18 protein-coding genes and 1 pseudogene are annotated in these 19,812 nt (G+C 45.5%); 13 read left to right on the top strand and 6 right to left on the bottom strand.

From position 1 onward, the window contains the following. Positions 1–30 precede the first annotated feature (30 nt). The 5 genes from AC0DBE_RS12955 (at position 31) to AC0DBE_RS12935 (ending at position 5,319) form a co-directional block, all read left to right on the top strand. On the top strand, positions 31–858 hold the full coding sequence (locus AC0DBE_RS12955; protein WP_079287631.1) for a DUF1206 domain-containing protein: 828 nt from the start codon (positions 31–33) through the stop codon (positions 856–858). Between the two features lie 135 nt (positions 859–993). Next, on the top strand, positions 994–1,935 hold the full coding sequence (deoR, locus tag AC0DBE_RS12950) for a DNA-binding transcriptional repressor DeoR (RefSeq protein ID WP_472962412.1): 942 nt from the start codon (positions 994–996) through the stop codon (positions 1,933–1,935). Positions 1,936–2,040: 105 nt separating this feature from the next. Next, positions 2,041–2,712, top strand: a complete 672-nt coding sequence (gene deoC, locus AC0DBE_RS12945; RefSeq protein ID WP_072565535.1) for a deoxyribose-phosphate aldolase — start codon at positions 2,041–2,043, stop codon at positions 2,710–2,712. 94 nt (positions 2,713–2,806) lie between these two features. Continuing rightward, the gene (gene nupC, locus AC0DBE_RS12940; protein ID WP_014115743.1) at positions 2,807–3,988 is read left to right on the top strand and encodes a nucleoside permease NupC; all 1,182 of its coding nucleotides are present in this window, start codon (positions 2,807–2,809) and stop codon (positions 3,986–3,988) included. Between the two features lie 29 nt (positions 3,989–4,017). Next, a complete protein-coding gene (locus tag AC0DBE_RS12935; protein ID WP_014115742.1) occupies positions 4,018–5,319 on the top strand; it encodes a pyrimidine-nucleoside phosphorylase in 1,302 nt (433 codons plus the stop codon). 41 nt (positions 5,320–5,360) lie between these two features. Here AC0DBE_RS12935 and AC0DBE_RS12930 read toward each other — a convergent pair whose 3' ends face one another. From AC0DBE_RS12930 to hutP, 6 genes are all read right to left on the bottom strand, one after another. Further along, positions 5,361–6,788, bottom strand: coding sequence for an amino acid permease (locus AC0DBE_RS12930; protein WP_087987384.1), 1,428 nt, complete (start codon positions 6,786–6,788; stop codon positions 5,361–5,363). A gap of 75 nt (positions 6,789–6,863) precedes the next feature. Beyond that, entirely contained in the window at positions 6,864–7,823 is a 960-nt protein-coding gene (gene hutG / locus AC0DBE_RS12925; RefSeq protein ID WP_072565532.1) for a formimidoylglutamase, read from the bottom strand. Next, a complete protein-coding gene (gene hutI / locus AC0DBE_RS12920; RefSeq protein WP_087987383.1) occupies positions 7,816–9,081 on the bottom strand; it encodes an imidazolonepropionase in 1,266 nt (421 codons plus the stop codon). Before hutI ends, hutG begins: the two co-directional genes overlap by 8 nt. A 12-nt stretch (positions 9,082–9,093) precedes the next feature. Then, on the bottom strand, positions 9,094–10,752 hold the full coding sequence (gene hutU / locus AC0DBE_RS12915; protein ID WP_087987382.1) for a urocanate hydratase: 1,659 nt from the start codon (positions 10,750–10,752) through the stop codon (positions 9,094–9,096). Further along, positions 10,749–12,275: a histidine ammonia-lyase gene (gene hutH / locus AC0DBE_RS12910; RefSeq protein WP_014115737.1), complete on the bottom strand. Its 1,527-nt coding sequence runs from the start codon at positions 12,273–12,275 to the stop codon at positions 10,749–10,751. The genes hutU and hutH overlap by 4 nt, the downstream gene beginning before the upstream one ends. A gap of 112 nt (positions 12,276–12,387) precedes the next feature. Further along, on the bottom strand, positions 12,388–12,834 hold the full coding sequence (hutP, locus tag AC0DBE_RS12905) for a hut operon transcriptional regulator HutP (protein ID WP_003243875.1): 447 nt from the start codon (positions 12,832–12,834) through the stop codon (positions 12,388–12,390). Positions 12,835–13,077: 243 nt separating this feature from the next. Here hutP and AC0DBE_RS12900 point away from each other — a divergent pair, with 243 nt between their 5' ends. From AC0DBE_RS12900 to AC0DBE_RS12865, 8 genes and pseudogenes are all read left to right on the top strand, one after another. Then, positions 13,078–14,067, top strand: a complete 990-nt coding sequence (locus tag AC0DBE_RS12900) for a Gfo/Idh/MocA family protein (RefSeq protein WP_014115736.1) — start codon at positions 13,078–13,080, stop codon at positions 14,065–14,067. Positions 14,068–14,139: 72 nt separating this feature from the next. Continuing rightward, the gene (gene abnB, locus AC0DBE_RS12895; protein ID WP_087987381.1) at positions 14,140–15,558 is read left to right on the top strand and encodes an arabinan endo-1,5-alpha-L-arabinosidase AbnB; all 1,419 of its coding nucleotides are present in this window, start codon (positions 14,140–14,142) and stop codon (positions 15,556–15,558) included. A 306-nt stretch (positions 15,559–15,864) separates the two neighbouring features. Further along, entirely contained in the window at positions 15,865–16,230 is a 366-nt protein-coding gene (locus AC0DBE_RS12890; protein WP_014115734.1) for a YwqH-like family protein, read from the top strand. 11 nt (positions 16,231–16,241) lie between these two features. Beyond that, positions 16,242–16,511: a YwqI/YxiC family protein gene (locus tag AC0DBE_RS12885; RefSeq protein WP_014115733.1), complete on the top strand. Its 270-nt coding sequence runs from the start codon at positions 16,242–16,244 to the stop codon at positions 16,509–16,511. A 19-nt stretch (positions 16,512–16,530) separates the two neighbouring features. After that, a complete protein-coding gene (locus tag AC0DBE_RS12880; RefSeq protein ID WP_240508162.1) occupies positions 16,531–18,210 on the top strand; it encodes a ribonuclease YeeF family protein in 1,680 nt (559 codons plus the stop codon). 3 nt (positions 18,211–18,213) lie between these two features. Continuing rightward, on the top strand, positions 18,214–18,465 hold the full coding sequence (locus AC0DBE_RS12875; RefSeq protein WP_060399853.1) for a hypothetical protein: 252 nt from the start codon (positions 18,214–18,216) through the stop codon (positions 18,463–18,465). Between the two features lie 83 nt (positions 18,466–18,548). Then, a pseudogene (locus tag AC0DBE_RS12870) lies at positions 18,549–18,814 on the top strand (hypothetical protein). Between the two features lie 421 nt (positions 18,815–19,235). After that, a complete protein-coding gene (locus AC0DBE_RS12865) occupies positions 19,236–19,739 on the top strand; it encodes a hypothetical protein (RefSeq protein WP_165762153.1) in 504 nt (167 codons plus the stop codon). The last annotated feature ends 73 nt before the right edge of the window (positions 19,740–19,812 follow it).

Genomic DNA, 19,812 nt, shown 5'->3' with positions numbered 1-19,812 from the left:
GTAAGGATTCTGTGAAAGAGGGTTGGACACATGGCCGTGAAAGACCAGTACATGTCAAAAATCAAACAGGAAACCAAGCCTTGGGTCAAGCGATTCGGGAGGCTTGGTTATTTTGCATTCGGCGGCGTGTTTATCCTGCTCGGGATTTTAGCATGTATGACGGCAGCTGGGGCGGGTGGCGCAAAAGATTCGAGCGGAGCGCTCCAAACGTTATCACGCATGCCGTACGGGTCATTCTTGCTTTTTTTCATTGGCGTCGGTCTCGTCGGTTATGTGATCTGGATGGTGCTGAGCGCGCTCAAGGACACGGAAGGCCACGGAACAAGCAGGCGCGGCCTGACGCGGAGAACAGGAAACTTTTTCAGCGCCGCCGTTTATGCATCCATTGCTTGGAATGCCTTGCGCTTTGTGTTTGGCCAAGGAGACGGCGGCACTTCAGAACAGACGTGGTCCGCTTATGTATTGGCCCAGCCGTTCGGCCAATGGCTCACAGGGTTTACGGGTGCGGGTTTTATCGTATTTGCGATCGTTCAATTTGTGAAGGGTGTACGGGCTGCTTTTATGAAAGAATTCGATACGTCAAAAATGAATAAACAAATGATATGCATCGCGAAAAACACTGGGCGCGCAGGCAATATCGCCCGGGCCATTATTTTCTCGGCTATCGGCTATTTTCTCATCAAGACAGCCATGACCGCTGATCCTGACGACACAAGAGGCTTTGACGGTGCGCTCGCTGAACTCGCGCAGCAGCCGCATGGCAAAATGATTCTGTCTATTTTGGCGTTCGGGCTGATCTTATATGGAATGTACGCTATTATGAAAGGGATTTATCAGCATATGACATGGGAGAAGTAAGCTCTGGACAGGTCCTGCGTCCAGAGCGTTTTTCAGTTTCTCAGAAATCAGGTGGATGAAAGCTGGGGCCAGCCTGTATAATAAAAGCAAATCGAAAGCAGTTTCATCATGAACTGATCCAAAGGGAGGTGCGGAATGGATCGGGAAAAACAACAATTAAGCATAGAAGCGGCTAGGCTTTATTATCAATCAGACTACAGTCAGCAGCAAATTGCTGAGCAGCTCAACATTTCAAGGCCGACCGTTTCACGGCTGCTGCAATATGCAAAAGCAAAAGGGTTTGTCCAGATTCGCGTCATGGACCCTTTTGAGGATTTGGATGCGCTCGGTTCCATGCTTGAAGAGAAATACGGGCTTCTGGAGGCGCATGTTGTATTTTCTCCGACACCTGATTATGCAGGAATTACACATGACCTAAGCCGCTATGGTGCAGAATATATGCATGAAACGGTGAAAGACGGCGACATTGTCGGTGTCAGCTGGGGAACCACGATGTATCAAATTGCGCAAAACATGCAGCCGAAGCAGGTAAAAGGCGTCGAGGTCGTCCAGCTGAAAGGCGGCATCAGCCATTCCCGGGTAAACACGTATTCCGCTGAAACGATTCAGCTGTTTGCAGAGGCATTTCAAACGATGCCGCGCTATCTCCCGCTTCCCGTCGTGTTTGATAATGCCGATGTGAAGAAAATGGTGGAGAAAGACCGTCATATTGAGCGGATCATCGAGATGGGCAAGCAGGCGAATATCGCTCTCTTCACGGTGGGAACTGTCCGTGAAGAAGCGCTGTTGTTCCGGCTCGGATACTTTAACGAAGAAGAGAAAGCCCTGCTGAAAAAACAGGCCGTCGGGGATATCTGTTCACGCTTTTTTGATGCGAAAGGAAATATTTGCAGCAGAGCCATCAATGACCGGACCATCGGCGTTGAGCTTGAAGACCTTAGGCTGAAGGAACGCTCGATTTTAGTGGCCGGCGGGAGCAGAAAAGTGTCCTCCATACACGGTGCATTAACCGGAAAATATGCCAACGTTTTGATCATTGACCAGCATACTGCAAGGGCGCTTGTTAATGATTTGTGACACGTGCAAACCGTTCGTTGAACAAAATTTCAATTACCAATTTACATATGTTCAAAAGTCGGTTATGCTAAAAAATATCTTAACAAAAAAGGAAGTGTGCGAAGGATGTCATTAGCTAACATAATTGATCATACAGCTTTGAAACCGCATACACAAAAAGCGGAGATTCTAACATTAATTCAAGAAGCAAAAACATACAAATTTGCTTCAGTATGTGTCAATCCGACATGGGTAGAGCTTGCTGCAAAAGAGCTTGAGGGAACTGGAGTTGACGTCTGTACGGTCATCGGCTTCCCGCTCGGTGCCAACACAACAGAAACAAAAGCGTTCGAAACAAAAGACGCGATTTCAAAAGGCGCCACTGAAGTGGACATGGTCATTAACATTGCGGCGTTGAAAGACAAAGAAGACGATATGGTTGAAGCGGATATCCGCGGTGTGGTGGAAGCAGCAGCCGGAAAAGCGCTTGTCAAAGTCATTATCGAAACATGCCTTCTGACTGATGAAGAAAAAGAACGCGCGTGCCGTTTAGCGGTTTCTGCGGGAGCGGATTTCGTGAAAACATCAACGGGATTCTCTACAGGCGGCGCAACGAAGGAAGATATCGCCTTAATGCGCAAAACAGTAGGCCCTGATATCGGCGTGAAAGCATCAGGCGGCGTCAGAACGAAAGAAGATGTAGACACAATGGTCGAGGCGGGAGCGAGCCGAATCGGCGCAAGCGCAGGCGTTTCCATTGTAAAAGGCGAAAACGCATCAGGCGGAGACAACTATTAAGAAGTAGACGGAAGGCACATTGCTTTCCGTTACTCTTCTATCTTTTCTGGGGAAGTAGTTATTGTAAGCGAATACAAACAAAGGAGAAACACATATGAAGTATTTGATTGGGATAATCGGTTTGATCGTGTTTTTAGGCCTTGCGTGGATCGCAAGCAGCGGGAAAAAAAGAATTAAGATCCGCCCAATTGTTGTTATGCTCATTCTGCAATTTATTCTCGGCTACATTCTCCTCAATACCGGGGTAGGGAATTTCCTCGTAGGAGGATTTGCAAAAGGATTCGGTTACCTGCTTGAATACGCGGCAGAAGGAATCAACTTTGTGTTTGGCGGCTTGGTGAATGCGGATCAAACGACATTCTTTATGAACGTTCTCTTGCCAATCGTGTTTATTTCCGCCTTGATTGGGATTCTGCAAAAATGGAAGATCCTCCCGTTTATTATTAAATATATCGGCCTTGCCCTCAGCAAGGTAAACGGTATGGGAAGACTGGAATCGTATAACGCAGTTGCTTCAGCCATTTTAGGGCAGTCAGAAGTATTTATCTCCTTGAAGAAAGAACTCGGTCTTTTAAACCAGCAGCGCTTGTACACGCTTTGCGCTTCTGCGATGTCAACCGTATCAATGTCAATCGTCGGCGCGTATATGACGATGCTGAAACCGGAATATGTCGTAACGGCACTGGTCTTGAACTTATTTGGCGGTTTCATCATCGCTTCAATTATTAATCCTTATGATGTAAAAAAAGAAGAGGATATGCTTCGTGTCGAAGAAGAAGAAAAACAATCCTTCTTCGAGGTACTCGGAGAATACATCCTTGACGGCTTCAAAGTAGCGGTGGTCGTCGCTGCGATGCTGATCGGATTTGTTGCGATTATTGCCTTAATTAACGGCATTTTTAATGCAGTATTCGGTATTTCCTTCCAAGGCATTCTTGGATATGTGTTTGCTCCATTCGCTTTTCTTGTGGGTATCCCATGGAACGAAGCAGTTAATGCGGGAAGCATTATGGCAACAAAAATGGTATCGAATGAATTTGTTGCCATGACGTCGCTAACGCAAAACGGCTTCCATTTCAGCGGCCGTACAACAGCGATCGTATCGGTATTCCTTGTGTCATTTGCGAACTTCTCCTCGATCGGTATCATTGCCGGTGCCGTAAAAGGACTGAATGAAAAGCAAGGAAATGTTGTCGCTCGTTTTGGCCTGAAATTATTATACGGCGCTACGCTTGTCAGCTTTTTATCAGCAGCAATTGTGGGCTTGATTTACTGAACTTAATCGAAAAGGATCGGTGACCAAACATGAGAATGGTAGATATCATCATCAAAAAACAAAACGGAAAAGAACTCACCACTGAAGAAATTCAATTTTTCGTGAAAGGTTATACAGATGGAAGCATTCCTGATTATCAAGCAAGCGCGCTTGCTATGGCGATTTTCTTCCAGGATATGAGTGACCGTGAACGTGCGGACTTGACGATGGCTATGGTGAACTCCGGTGAAACGATTGATCTTTCTGCCATTGAAGGGATTAAAGTGGATAAACACTCCACCGGCGGCGTCGGCGACACGACAACACTCGTTCTCGCCCCGCTAGTTGCGGCTCTTGATGTGCCGGTTGCTAAAATGTCCGGCCGCGGCCTCGGCCATACGGGCGGTACGATTGATAAATTAGAGGCAATCGACGGCTTTCATGTGGAACTGTCGAAGGACGAATTTATTAAGCTTGTGAACCGCGACAAGGTCGCCGTCATCGGCCAAAGCGGCAATTTAACGCCGGCTGATAAAAAACTGTACGCGCTTCGTGATGTAACGGGAACGGTCAATTCCATTCCGCTGATCGCAAGCTCGATTATGAGCAAAAAAATCGCTGCCGGGGCGGACGCTATCGTGCTTGACGTAAAAACGGGAGCGGGCGCCTTCATGAAAACAGAAGAAGACGCAGCTGAACTTGCCAAAGCGATGGTTCGTATTGGCAATAACGTCGGCCGCCAAACAATGGCTGTCATTTCTGACATGTCCCAGCCGCTCGGCTTTGCGATCGGAAATGCGCTTGAAGTCAAAGAAGCGATCGACACGCTCAAAGGCGAGGGCCCTGAGGATCTTCATGAGCTTGTCTTAACGCTCGGAAGCCAAATGGTTGTGCTTGCGAAAAAAGCTGATACATTGGACGAAGCGAGAACGAAGCTGGAAGAAGTCATGAAAAACGGCAAAGCGCTTGAAAAATTCAAGGACTTCCTCAAAAACCAAGGCGGCGACAGCTCGATTGTTGACGATCCATCTAAGCTTCCGCAAGCTGCATATCAAATTGATGTGCCTGCCAAAGAAGCCGGTGTTGTCTCCGAAATTGTCGCGGACGAAATCGGCGTCGCAGCAATGCTGTTAGGTGCCGGACGCGCCACAAAAGAAGATGAAATTGACTTGGCCGTCGGCATCATGCTCCGCAAAAAGGTCGGCGACAAGGTAGAAAAAGGCGAGTCTCTTGTTACGCTTTACGCCAACCGCGAAAACGTCGATGAAGTCATCGCAAAAGTCTATGACAACATCCGTATCGCAGCGGAAGCGAAGGCGCCGAAACTGATTCATACGTTGATTACGGAATAAAAATAAAGCACATCCCATCTGAGTGGGGTGTGCTGTTTTGATTAAAGGATATGATCGATCTGATATTCTTCTTGGCTGATTTTTTTTGCTTTCTCAATCTTTCTTTTAAAATAGAAGATGAGATAGCATAGGATGATACAAGGAATTCCGCAGAATAGTGCGATTCTTTGATTGGGATCAAAAGCAAGACCGATACAAGAAGCTGAACATAATAAAAGAGCGGCTATAGGCATAAGAGGATAAAGCGGCGTGCGAAATGTCAGATCTTTTACATTTCCCCCTTTTTTAAGAAATCTCTTTCGAAACAAGAGTTGAGACAACGCAATACTCATCCAGACCACGACTCCTGCAAATCCAGCAATCGCTACCATCACCACATATACAGTTCCGGGCGCCACGATACTGGAAACGAGAGATAAACAAGATACGGCCATACTGATCATTAAGGCATTTAAGGGAATGCCTTTAGATGTGACTTTCTTAAAACGGGAGCTGATCATGTTTTCGTTTGCTAACGACCACATCATACGGGTTGAAGCATATAGGCCCGAGTTGGCGACGGATAACAAGGCAGTTAATATGACGAAATTCATAATATCAGCGGCGTAAGGGATTCCGATCTCCGCAAATACGGCTACAAACGGGCTTTCAATCACGCCTGCTTCTTTCCATGAAATCAGCCCGGATAATACGAAGACAGCGCCAATGAAAAAAATGACTGTTCTCCATGCAACATTACGGATGGATCGCGGAATATCCTTTTGAGGATTTGCTGATTCTCCGGCTGTGACTCCGATTAATTCTGTACCGGAAAAGGCGAAGCTCACAGATATCATGGCGATAAAAACGGCGAGAAAACCATTCGGAAACAACCCTCCATGACCTGTGAAATTTGACAACATAGGAGCATCTGCCGTCCCGTTTAAAGAGATCAAACCAAACATGGCGGCTCCTCCTAAAATGATAAATAAAATGATCGTGACAATCTTCACGCTGGAAAACCAGAATTCGGTTTCCGCAAATAGCTTGACTGAAAATGCGTTGCATATGAAAAGGAGAGCTGCAAAAACCGCACTCCACATCCATACGCTGCTGTCAGGAAACCAGCGCTGCATGAGAATACCTGATGCGGTAAACTCAGAACCTACCGTCACCACCCAATTCACCCAGTACATGATGCCGACCATAAAACCGGTAGATGGCCCGATGAATGTGGTAGCATATTTTTGAAAAGATCCGGTCACCGGCATGGCGACCGACAATTCACCGAGACATTGCATGACGAGGTACATCATCAACCCGCCGATTAAATAAGCGAGTATCGTACCGCCGGGTCCAGCTTGGTGTAACGTATAACCCGTGCTGAGGAAAAGCCCTGTCCCTATGACGCCTCCCAATGAGATCATAAATAAGTGCCTGCTTTTCATTGTGCGTTTTAGCTGTTGGCCGCTGTTCTCCTGAAGATCCACCGTCTCGCCCTCCTTTTAGCTGCCATTCATTAGGCAGATGAGTTTCTCATACCCAAAATACAACCTGCCAGAAGATCACTTGAATGGGGAGCGTTTCATTCCTTTTAATGCGTGTAACAGAACGTGAGCTGCGGCTCTGCTTGTCATATCTCGAAAATCGAGGGTAGGATCAACTTCAACGATTTCAATCCCGGCAACATTGGGCTGTTGTGCGATGTACTTGACTGCTTCGAGCAATTCGTCTGTATAGAGGCCGCCCGGGCCAATCGCTGGACAGCCGGGTGCATGGGACTGGTCTAAGACATCCATATCAACGGATATAAAAATGGAGTCTGTTCTTGTTTGAATGGCAGGCAAAATCTCTTTTATCGTCGGGACTAGTCCTTTTTCACGAATCATGCCCATTGTGTGAATGTTCACGTTGTGTTTTTTTGCATATGCTTCATATGCCTGACTGTTGCTGAATTCTCTGATACCCAGCTGGATCAAATGTTGGCCTTCAATGATCTCTTCATCCAAAAGGCGGCGGAAGGGGGTGCCGTTTGTCGGCCCCCCGTCCTCCGTATTTCGAACATCGTGATGGGCATCAAATTGAATCACTGCTGCCGCTCCTTTAGTTTGTGCTATCGCTTTTATGGTGGAGTAGCTGATCGAGTTATCTCCCCCGAGTATGAGCGGCACCCAATCTGGATGGTCCGAAAGCAGAGCATGCATGGTATGGAAGATTTGTTGATGTGACTTTACGATATCAGTTACATGAATATCGATATCCCCCAGATCGTAAAGAAAATCTGATACGACATGTCCTTCAAGCTCCGCAGAATAGGCCGATGAATGTTTGAGTGCCTGGCGGATTGTTCCAGGAGCAAAGGAAGCGCCTGAATGACTGATAGAGGATTTTGATAGAGGGACACCTATCAATGCTGGCCCTTTAATACTTTGGCCGTCCCATTTTGATATCAGGTCGCTCATTTTTGTTACATCCCGGTCTTTAAACGAAGAACCTGCCTCTCTGAGAAAAGGGTATTTATCCAAGAATGGCTCCCTCCCTGTTGACTACAATTGTTCCGTTTTTCATGACTTGGTGTACATGATTGACGCCGTAGTGATACGGAATATACATATAGTTCGAGGCTTGCCAAATGACTAGATCAGCTGATCGGCCGGCTTTGAGCTGACCGGCTTCTTCTCCTTTTCCTATGGCGTGTGCGGCATTGACTGTGACCGCATGCCATATTTCTTCCGCAGTCATTTTCAGATGAAGCGCGGCAATCGACATGATCAGCTGGATATTTTCAGTCGGCGAGCTGCCAGGATTAAAATCCGTTGCCAAGCTGACACATACACCTTCATCAATCATAGCTCTTGCCCTGGCGTATGTGCTTTTGCCAAGATAAAATGTCGTGCCCGGCAAGAGGACGGCGATCGTTCCTGACTCAGCCAATTTCTTTATGCCTTCGTCTGAGGCACCTACCAAATGGTCGGCTGAGATAGCCTTTAGCTCACCCGCTAATTCAGCTCCTCCAAGCGGATCAATTTCATCTGCGTGTATTTTTAACCCGAATCCCGCCTCGGCCGCTTTTCTTAAATATCTGCGGGATTGACTGACGGTAAAAACGCCTGTTTCTGTAAAAATATCTGCAAAGCTGGCGAGCTCTTGCTCTTTGATTTCCGGCAAAAGGCAAAGCATTTGATCCAGAAATTCATCCGGATTGTGTTGATATTCGGGAGGTATCGCATGGGCTCCCATAAACGTGGAGACAAGGTCAACAGGCTGGTTTTCATGCAGTTTTTTTGCGACACGCAATTGCTTCAGCTCTGTTTCTTTTTCCAAGCCATAGCCGCTTTTCACTTCAGCCGTGGTCGTGCCGTAGGACAGCATTCTTTGCAGGTGAAAATGGCCTTTTTGCAGCAGCTCTTCCTCTGAAGCCGCCCTAGTGTCTTTGACAGTAGACAGAATCCCGCCGCCCTGCGCCAGAATATCTAAATATGAGATGCCCTGAAGCTTAAGATTCATCTCCTTTTCCCGAGATCCGCCAAATACAAGATGGGTGTGCGGATCAACGAGGCCCGGCGTTACAAGCCGTCCCGAACAGTCAATGATTTCGTCTGCCTCATAACCGGCTTCAGCCCCTTTTTTTCCGGCGAACACAATCTTCTGTTCATGGATGCCGACAACAGCGTCTTCGATCATATGAAGATCCTGCATGCTTTTGCCCGCACGGGGGCCGCTGCTTTCCATCGTTAAAAGCTGACCAATGTTAATGAGCATCGTATCAATTTGTTTCGGCATGTCATCACTCCTTTATTTTTGCATTGGCACGATAATGTCCTGTTCATTCGCTACTTCAACGGCACGTTCATAACCCGCATCCGCATGACGGATAATGCCCATTCCCGGGTCGCTCGTTAAGACTCTGGCAAGCCGCTCGTCAGCCAGCTCACTTCCATCGGCAACCGCGACCATGCCGGCATGCAGGGAATAGCCCATTCCAACGCCTCCGCCATGGTGGAAGGAAACCCAGCTTGCACCCGCCGCCGTGTTGACAAGCGCATTTAGCACAGCCCAATCGCCGACAGCATCACTTCCGTCCTTCATCGCTTCTGTCTCCCGGTTTGGAGAGGCGACAGACCCGCAGTCCAAATGATCTCTTCCAATGACGACAGGCGCTTTTAGCTCTCCGTTTCTAACCAACTCGTTAATGGCGAGGCCCATCTTTTTTCGTTCTCCATATCCAAGCCAGCAAATACGGGACGGCAAGCCTTGGAACGTGACTTTTTCCTGTGCCATATCAATCCAGCGGTGAAGGGCTTTATGTTCCGGGAACAGTTCTTTTAATAACGCATCCGTACGGTAAATATCTGCCGGATCACCGGAAAGCGCCGCCCAGCGGAACGGTCCTTTTCCTTCGCAGAATAAGGGGCGAATGTAGGCAGGGACAAACCCCGGAAAATCGAAGGCATTCTCCAGCCCTTCATCCTTTGCGACTTGCCGGATATTGTTGCCGTAGTCAAATACAACAGAGCCCTTTTGTTGAAAGGCCAGCATGGCTTCCACATGTTTTTTCATACTTTGCTTCGCAAGGCGCACGTAAAGGTCTGGATTGTCTTGACGCAAACGGTCAGCTTCATCAAGTGAATAGCCCTCGGGAACATAACCGATTAAAGGGTCATGGGCAGATGTCTGATCCGTCACAATATCAATTTTGACGCCTCGGTTCAAAAGTGTGTGATGAACCTCAGCCGCGTTTCCGAGAAGAGCGATGGACAAAGGTCTTCCTGTCAGCTTTGCCTCTTCAGCCCACGCTAATGCTTCCTCAATCGAGGCTGTTTTACGGTCGCAGTATTTTGTTTCGATGCGCTTGTCGATGCGTTTCTCATCAACCTCAACGGCAATGACGACTCCTTCATTCATCGTGACAGACAGCGGCTGGGCGCCTCCCATTCCGCCGAGACCGGCTGTCAGCGTCAATGTTCCTTTTAAACTTCCTCCGAAATGCTGTCTCGCCAGCTCAGCGAAGGTTTCATAGGTTCCTTGCAATATGCCTTGTGAGCCAATGTAAATCCAGCTGCCTGCCGTCATTTGCCCGTACATCATTAACCCTTTTTTCTCAAGCTCGTGGAAATGCTCCCAGTCCGCCCACTTCGGAACAAGAACAGAATTTGCTAAAAGCACGCGTGGGGCCTGCGGGTGTGTACGGAACATGCCAACGGGCTTTCCGGATTGCACGAGCAATGTTTCATCATTTTTTAGTGTTTTCAAGGAATGCTCAATGGCGTGAAAAGCGTCCCAATCCCGTGCGGCTTTGCCAATCCCGCCGTATACGATGAGGTCCTCCGGCTTCTCGGCGACTTCCGGATCAAGGTTGTTTCGAAGCATCCGAAGCACCGCCTCTTGCTCCCACCCTAAGCATTCAAGCTCTGTTCCCCTGTTGGCACGGATTGATTTTTTTACATCAGTCATATGTTCATCCCCCTCAGTTCTTCATTTTGATGATCTGGTAATAAAGATTCCTTCTTCAGCCAGTCCGTCAAGCGTTCAATGTCATAGGAAAACACACGGTCCTGCTGAATGGACGGCACGACTTTTCTCATTTCCTGAAAAAGCTGTTTGGTATAGGACGCTGCATGTTCTATGCCTCTGTATTCAACCGCCTGCAATGCGCAAATCGCTTCGATCGCAATGACTCTTCTTGCATTCGCGATCACCTGATAAGCATGCCGAGCGGCGATGGTTCCCATGCTGACATGGTCCTCTTGGTTTGCGGATGACGGAATAGAATCCACACTTGCAGGATGGGCCAGTGTTTTATTTTCAGAAACGAGTGAGGCCGCGGCATACTGCATGATCATTGCACCGGATTGCAGACCGGGATGAGGGCTTAGGAACGGCGGCAGGTCATTCAGCTGTGGATTTACAAGTCTCTCGATCCGGCGCTCTGCGATATTCGCAAGCTCTGAAATTGCGATTTTCAGAAAATCCATGGCAAAGGCAATCGGCTGTCCGTGAAAGTTTCCGCCAGAGATGACTTTGTCACCATCATTGAAAATGAGAGGATTGTCCGTAGCTGCATTCATTTCAATCTCTAATTTTTCTTTGACATAGCCTAACGTCTGCCAAGTCGCACCGTGTACCTGCGGAATACAGCGCAATGAATATGCATCCTGTACCCGCAGTTCTCCTTGGGAGGTTGTCAGGCTGCTGTCAGATAGATAGAAACGTATTCGTTCTGCGACATCGATCTGCTCCTGATAGCCGCGGGCTAAGTGAATATCCTCGTCAAAGGCATCTATAATTCCTCGCAGCCCTTCAATCGTTAAGCTGGCAATGCGCTCAGTTTGATAGGCTAGTTTTTCAGCTTCAATGTATGAGACCACACCCATAGCGGTCATGGCCTGAGTCCCGTTAATCAAGGCAAGCCCTTCCTTGGATGTCAGCGTTACCGGCTGAATACCGGCTTTTTTCAATCCCGTCATTGCTGGCATTCTTTCCCCCTCAAAAAAGACTTCTCCTTGGCCGATCAACGCAAGTGCCAGATGGGAAAGCGGTGCCAGATCCCCGCTTGCGCCAAGTGATCCTTGCTGGGGGATGACAGGATGGACGCGTTTATTTAAAAAAGCAAGCAATTGTTCAATCAGCTCAGCACGTACACCGGAAAACCCTTTTAACAGCGCATTGGCGCGTAAAAGCAGCATTGCCCTGGAAACACATTCAGGAAAAGGGTCGCCGACACCGCAGGCATGAGAAAGGATTAAATTCAGCTGCAGCGCCGCCGAGTCTTCTTTCTGAATCAGGACATCACTGAACTTGCCAAATCCGGTGGTAATGCCGTAGATTGTCTTTTCTTCGTGAACAATCCGTTCCACTGCCGCTCTGCTTTTTTTTACGCGCTCCATACTTTCTTCAGAAGCCGCTGCTTCTTCAAAATCAAACAGCACACGCGCGACGTCGGTTGTTGTCAATGAAGAACCGTCTAAAATCACCATAAGTCCAACTCCTTTTTCTTTACTTTGGTAAAGCGCCCATACAAAAAGGGGCTATGCTGTGAAAATCTGTTTTCACGCATAGCCCCCTATCGCCTAAGATCTATGGGCTGTTTCATATGTGATTGATTCCAACGCCGAATGTCTCATGCTCAAGTCCTTTGATCGGCGCCCCAATTGTTCCGTAAAGCGAGACAGCGATCCAATCGCCTTCTGCTTCACTTTCATAAGGATTTCCCCTCAAAACGGCAAACCTCAAGCCCACCGTCCGAAGCAGCGATCCAAGCAGCATTTCACCTCTGGTCACGCCATGCAAAGCCTCCATCGTCGCATGATAAAGCGCATGTGACTCGCGATAACCCTCAGATTGAATGACACCGCTCTTTTTGGAAGCGGTTTCAATTGCGGCTACTACTTTATGTGCGTCCATTGATCCTACCTTGCCGAGACAGACCTTCCATCCATCTCGCTCCAGCTCCTCGACCTGTGTACTCTCTTCCGCCTCATTCAGCAGCAGAAGAACAGACAGCCGGCCGATCCGACGCTCTTTATGCAGTGTCATATGAATCACTCAATTCCTAAAAATTCTGATAACTATTAACTGAGTATTATATTAATTGGTTCAGCAGCAGAAGTCAAAAGGTTTTTTACAGTCTTTAACAAGTTAGATTGCTATTGTAATAGCGTGACGCAGAAAGCAGGACGGGTTTTCTTTCAGCACATTGCACACCGTAGCCAGACAGGAGTGCGGGCGGCTGCTGTCGTACTCTAGATATAAATTTCAATAAAAGAGGAGCGAAGTGCAGTGAAGAGCTTAAATTGGGGAATCATCGGACTTGGCGCAATCGCTTCAGATTTCGCCAAAGCACTGAGAGAAGTAAACGGAACGGTCTATGCCGCAGGGTCACGAAACTTAGACAAAGCAAAGAAGTTCGCCAAGGAGCATCATGTCGATAAAGCATACGGCAGCTATGAAGAACTGCTGCAAGATGAGAATGTCGATATTGTCTACATTGCCACTCCGCATTCCAATCACTATGAATATATGATGAAATGCCTTCAGCATCACAAGCATGTTCTTTGTGAGAAGGCCATTACCGTCAATGCGAGACAGCTAAAGGAGATCATCAGCATGGCTCAAGAAAAACAGCTGATTGTGTCTGAAGCGATGACCATCTACCATATGCCGCTATACAAAAAACTCCGTGAGATTGTGAAGGCGGGTCGCATCGGGCCTCTTAAAATGGTTCAAGTCTCCTTTGGAACGCGCAAGCCATACGACGTCACAAATCGGTTCTTTAATAAAGAACTGGCTGGCGGCGCACTACTAGACACGGGAGCCTATGCGCTCGCTTTCGCAAGGTACTTTCTCACGAGCCAGCCAAATGAGATCCTCAGCACGGCCAAGCCGACTGACACAGGTGTAGACGAGCAGTCAGGCATGATTCTAAAAAACGCAGACAACGAAATGGCTGTCATATCACTGACAATGAGGGCGAAAATGCCAAAAAGAGGCGTAGTTGCCGGAGAAAATGGCTTTATCACAGTCGACGACTTGACAAGGCCGGACAAAGCGTTCATTACGTACGCAAATGGAAAAACAGAGATGATGAAAGAAGGAGAAACGGCAAAAGGGTTGAACTATGAAGTAGAGGATATGCAAGCAGCAGTCCTGCATCAAACAGACAGCCAGACCATCAGTCTCTCCCTGGATGTCATGAGCATCATGGACAATGTAAGAGAACAGTGGGGAATTACCTACCCGTTTGAATATGAAAACATCCGGCTTTTGTGACGGGCCGGGGTTCCTTCATAGAAAAATGTAAGCGTTTAAAAATTTAATGAAAAAGAGAGGCGAATTGTGTAGATGTTGAATCGATTGTTCCGTGTATGTTTTCTTGCAGCCCTTATCATGGCCTTCACCCTGCCAAACCCCGTCTATGCACAAAAGGCAGAAAAACCCGTATTTACAGAAGTCAGCGTCCATGACCCTTCCATCATTGAGACAAACGGCACCTTTTATGTATTTGGATCTCATCTCGCTTCAGCAAAAACAAATGACCTCATGCAATGGCAGCAGCTGACCACCAGTGTAAGCAACGACAATCCTCTGATTCCGAATGTCTACGAAGAATTAAAAGATACCTTCGAATGGGCGCAATCTGATACCCTGTGGGCGGCTGACGTCACACAGCTGGCGGATGGCAAATACTACATGTACTACAACGCCTGCCGCGGCGACTCGCCTAGATCCGCCATGGGTGTCGCCGTCGCAGATAACATCGAAGGCCCATACAAAAACAAAGGCATCTTTTTGAAATCAGGCATGGAAGGAACAAGCGATGATGGAACACCGTATGACGCGACCAAACATCCGAATGTCGTAGACCCGCATACCTTCTTTGATAAAAACGGCAAGCTGTGGATGGTGTATGGATCATACTCAGGCGGCATTTTCATTCTTGAAATGAATCCGAAAACGGGCTTCCCGCTTCCTGGGCAGGGATACGGGAAAAAACTGCTCGGCGGCAACCACAGCAGAATTGAAGGCCCATATGTTCTCTACAATCCAGACACCCAATACTACTATTTATACCTATCATATGGCGGTCTCGACGCAACAGGCGGCTACAACCTCCGTGTGGCCCGCTCCAAAAAACCGGACGGCCCTTACTATGACGCAGAAGGCAACTCGATGCTTGACGTCCGCGGAAAAGAAGGAACATTCTTCGACGACCGTTCCATTGAACCGTACGGCGTCAAACTCATGGGCAGCTATTCATTTGAGACAGAAAAAGAAAAAGGAACCGGTTACGTCTCACCAGGCCACAATTCCGCATATTATGACGAAAAAACCGGACGCTCCTATTTAATCTTCCACACCCGCTTCCCGGGCAGAGGTGAAGAACACGAAGTCAGAGTCCACCAAATGTTCATGAACAAAGACGGCTGGCCGGTAACAGCGCCATATCGTTACGCAGGAGAAACACTGAAAGAAGTTAAACAAAAAGACATCACAGGAACATACAAACTCATCCAGCACGGAAAAGACATCTCAGCCGACATCAAAAAAACCATTAACATCCAGCTCAACAAAAACCATACCATTTCCGGGGAAATGACTGGAACATGGAAGAAAACCGGAAAAAATACAGCTGAACTTACGTTAGCCGGCAAGAAGTATAGCGGAGTGTTTTTACAGCAGTGGGATTCGGTGAGAGAGAAGAACGTGATGACGTTTAGTGTATTGAATGGCAGCGGTGAGACTGTTTGGGGATCTAAATAAGATGGGGAAGCGCCTTCGAGAGAAGGCGTTTTTTATGATCTTTATTGACTATAAGTAACGGTTAAGAGTGAGAAAAAACTAGAAATGGTAGTGAGGTTGAAGGCCTAAACAAAAAGACCCCCTTTATGATTATCATCCCCCTTATAAAATCATATAAATCGAATTTTTAGCAATTTAGAACCGGGATAACTCTCCTTAAGACAGACCCTTTTACCTATTTATCCAATATGACCCATCATGTAATATGAAAATAGTCTGTATTGTAAAGAATTGACACAGTTTGATAGAAACATGAGGTGTTGCGGCATGCATAGTGAAATGTTGTTACATTCGGTAAAAGCCGACTTACATGAAAAGCAGGAACAGATCCATCAGTTAAAACGAGTGCTGCACGAAATCAGGCAAATCAAACACGATTTTTCTGAGGCCCAGCATCTCATTCACCGGCCTCATCTCACCCCGGATGCATGGAGAGGAACACATGCTGAGCGGTTTGAAGATATTCGTGAAGGAATGAACAAAGCATATCATCAAATTAAAAGCGAACAGGTCAGTGGAATTATCGAAAGCATCGAAGGGAAAATCCACTCATTAGAGGGCGATGTCTATTCCATAAGACGCCAAATTACGAGGATAGAGCATGAAATAGAGAAGGACAAACATAAAAAGTGAGGTGAGCACAAATGGCACAGGAAATTAAAATGATCTATGGCACAGTGAAGCAAGGGCTCTCTCAGCTCAAGAATTCAGCTGAACTCAAATCCTCCTTGCCCGGCCATATCTCAGGCAGAAATCATTTGAATGTTGTGAAGTCCATCGAGCAATTAAATGAGGACATCAAAGAGCTCACTGAAGCATATGCGTCCGTTCTGGCCAAGCATATTGCACAAACTGAAAGTGCAGTAAATGCCATGAAGGAAACGGATAAAAACATATCATCTTCCATGAAATAAAGCGCGGGAGGACAAGGGATTGAAAACATTAGATGTCCACGCTCTTCACGAGGGCATTCAGCATACGATTGAGAAACTGGACAAGCAAAAACAGCAGCTGGAGAAGCTGGAAAAAAGCGTTGAGCATCTGGCAGGCATGAAGGATGCGTTAAAAGGAAAAGGCGGAGATGCGATCCGGACTTTTTACGAGGAGTGCCACAAGCCTTTTCTCCTTTTCTTTGGCATATTTATCGACGAATATAAAAAAGTGCTGAAACAAACACAGCATGCGATTTCCTCTGTAGAATCTGACTCCCATGGCATGATCGCAGAGGCTTTTCTCTCACACGATGCGAGACACGGGGTCAAGCATGCACGAGAAGTGACAGAGCAGCTCACTGACGCAGTCAATCGCCAGACATCAGCCATCGACCACATCGTCAGCCTGCCGACAGTCAATGATACCTTTTTCCGAGTGGAAACAGAACAGGCTGAGCGACTGATTTCGGACACCCTGAACAAGCTCTTTCAATTTGACGGCCAGCAAACCCAAGCACTAGAAACCGCAAAATCAGATTTTCAAACGATGAAAAAGTATATCGATCAGCTCGAAACGATGTACACAGGGCCGAAAATTGAAATTACAGGGTACAAAAGCGGCTCCATCTTGAAATCACAGGAAGAAGAAAACATCAACCAAACCTTCGGCGGCATAAACTCGCAAATGAAGCAGGCGGATGATTCACCGATGGAGTTGATGTTGAAGAAGCTGGAGAAACATAAGCAGCCCAACGTTGATACCGTGATGAAGGATGGCAAACAACAGAAGATCGAGCGTGAGATTCATGCTGATGATAGTAACTTAACTGTATTACAGAAAGAAGCAGCAGCCCATCCGAAAGTCTATGGAGACATACGGGTGATAAATGATAAACTATATAATCATAAAGGATTAAAAAAGATAGATACGATAGAAGTGATTGACGAACTAACTCGTGATACTGCAAGCATCGACTACGTCGGCGGCAAATATTTTGTATATGAAAACGGCCAAATTGTGAGAGAATTCTACGCTGGAGGGAAAAAGCGGCTAGAAGAAGTTTCTTACATACCAGAGGATAAAGTAGGCGGAGCCGAGTCACTTGATTCATTTCTGGCTGGAACGCAATATGAATTTATTGAGTGGGTAAGTCCTCAGGGCGCTGTTAAAAAATTGGCGGTTCGAGGCGGGAAGCGTGTTGTCACAGATGTGGCTAAACATGTTGCGGAGAAGGAAATTAAGGGTGAGGTTAATAAGGTTGCTTCTAAGGTTACAGGTAATATCCAGACTGGTGGCCGAGAACTTTCAATTGATGAATATCTTAAACAATTAGACAAAGCAGATGAGATGTACAAAGTATTTAGAAAATCAAAAACTGATGTTCAGTCTATCGCTAATAATACAGGAATGACTAAACAGAGAGTACAGAGAATTAAAGAGCATTTGTTTATCAGAGAGCACAAGAAGGAACACGGAATAGGTCGATTCGATCCAGATTATGAAATCGCAAAAGCATGGGATAGACTTCAAAGAGGGACTTACCATAAAAATGATATTGATTTATTAAATCATGAACTTTTTGAATCGAAATTTGAAGGGATATTCAAGACGGATTATAGGACGGCACACGATAAAACAGTAAAGTCCGGACGACCTTGGTATCCACCAGAGGAGGAGTAAAAATTGGCTTCATACGTTTTATTACTAAAAGAATATGAAGATGATGAAACTGTGGTTTACAAATTTGGACCTAATGAAAATACTATGGGCAAAATTAAATTAAATAAAATAACTAGGAAGTTTTCAGAGTTAGAAGAAATTCCTGATAAAGATCTCCCGTCAACATTTTATTTTGATCGAGCTGCACAAAGATTAGCTGTTTGTTTAGTAAGAGAAGGAGGTGTATTTCCAGAAAAAACAGCTTTTGAGTCTTAGCATATAATAAAACCTTGATTGGCAAAACGTCTTTCAAGGTTTTAATCTGCATTCAATATAATAAAAAACAAAGAGGTTCTCCTATGATATATAAAGCACTTGTTAAAGGACTTGATCCACATATAGAAGAGGAAGTGATACTCGAAATTGATGGTATTGAATTCACAGGTTTTTCTTCTGTCTGTCCCAATATTATATTAGGGGAATTTTGCAAGAGGATTCAATTGATGCAGGAATCGTTCTTACTGATGAAGATGAGTATTTTTCTGAATATCCTCATTTAATTGGGGAAAATGTTGAGATGAAGGTTGACAGGATAAGCATAGAATTTTTAAGAGAGTCTGTTTAAATATAAAAAGTAAAATGATTATAAAAGTTAGAAACTTAAATTCTTTTAATAGAGAGTGAAGAAGATAGGTGAAGAATTTTTTATTAAGAAAAATAAATCAATCACTATTAATCATTCAGACTGTTTTCTCTTTAGCAGGAATATTTCTAACTATCATGACAATCTGGTTAGCAAATGTCTATAAGTAAACGATTTAGAGTTGTATGTGATTTCTGGTTTTTCATTTGGCATATTTTTCTTTGCAATCCCTCTAGGTATTTATATATTCAGGAAAAGAATACTGATATAAAAATCAAATATATTGGCGGCTATAAATAGAGTTGCTAAAGGTGAACGTGCAGCTATAAGAGTATTGGTTGAAAGAAATCCATTCAAGAAAGTGTTTGGGAAAGGAACTATAATTAGAAGATAATTTGAAATCATGTTAAAAACATTAGAATATAGAGATAAAAAGCCTATGAAAATAGAATTTGATGTCTATACACCCATTAATATAGAATTTGGAAACTGGAATATATCAGAAGATAAAACGGTATACTGGAGAACCGGTGATTTTAAAAAATCATTAATCGAAATAGGATTTGCACAAAAAACAGGAGAAATTCGTTCTATTACATTAACGCTGTGTGAAAGTGTTTATAAATCTAAAGAATGGAATATAGAAAACATTGAACCAATTAAAGGAGCTCCTGTTTTTAACGTAGACCTGCAACAGAATGAAACGTATATTGATGAAAAAGGAATATTAAACGTATATATAACAGATAAGATAGTTTATATTCAATTTTCAGCTCATGAGATAGAATCTCTTATAGAAAATAATCACGTGTTATTTTGTTTAGATAGTGATGACAACTTTTGTGGCATTATTATAAACGATGTAGGAGATAATGAAGTCAATATATTAGAAGAGGCATTAAAATAATCATAATGAAAAAACCTTGAAGGGCGAACTTTTCAAGGTTTTTACAATTGTAATATTTTTCTATCAAAAACAA

The sequence above is a fragment of the Bacillus sp. VA15 genome (assembly GCF_055721145.1).
This window is presented reverse-complemented; position numbering and strand designations above follow the sequence as displayed.

Bases quoted from the DNA above. Each gene is read 5' to 3' on its own strand.
- AC0DBE_RS12935 (WP_014115742.1), top strand. From the start codon at position 4,018: ATGAGAATGGTAGATATCATCATCAAAAAACAAAACGGAAAAGAACTC.
- AC0DBE_RS12955 (WP_079287631.1), top strand. From the start codon at position 31: ATGGCCGTGAAAGACCAGTACATGTCAAAAATCAAACAGGAAACCAAG.
- hutP (WP_003243875.1), bottom strand. From the start codon at position 12,834: ATGACACTGCATAAAGAGCGTCGGATCGGCCGGCTGTCTGTTCTTCTG.
- hutH (WP_014115737.1), bottom strand. From the start codon at position 12,275: ATGGTGATTTTAGACGGTTCTTCATTGACAACAACCGACGTCGCGCGT.
- AC0DBE_RS12885 (WP_014115733.1), top strand. From the start codon at position 16,242: ATGGCACAGGAAATTAAAATGATCTATGGCACAGTGAAGCAAGGGCTC.
- hutI (WP_087987383.1), bottom strand. From the start codon at position 9,081: ATGCCGAAACAAATTGATACGATGCTCATTAACATTGGTCAGCTTTTA.
- abnB (WP_087987381.1), top strand. From the start codon at position 14,140: ATGTTGAATCGATTGTTCCGTGTATGTTTTCTTGCAGCCCTTATCATG.
- deoR (WP_472962412.1), top strand. From the start codon at position 994: ATGGATCGGGAAAAACAACAATTAAGCATAGAAGCGGCTAGGCTTTAT.
- AC0DBE_RS12890 (WP_014115734.1), top strand. From the start codon at position 15,865: ATGCATAGTGAAATGTTGTTACATTCGGTAAAAGCCGACTTACATGAA.
- nupC (WP_014115743.1), top strand. From the start codon at position 2,807: ATGAAGTATTTGATTGGGATAATCGGTTTGATCGTGTTTTTAGGCCTT.
- deoC (WP_072565535.1), top strand. From the start codon at position 2,041: ATGTCATTAGCTAACATAATTGATCATACAGCTTTGAAACCGCATACA.
- hutU (WP_087987382.1), bottom strand. From the start codon at position 10,752: ATGACTGATGTAAAAAAATCAATCCGTGCCAACAGGGGAACAGAGCTT.
- AC0DBE_RS12865 (WP_165762153.1), top strand. From the start codon at position 19,236: ATGTTAAAAACATTAGAATATAGAGATAAAAAGCCTATGAAAATAGAA.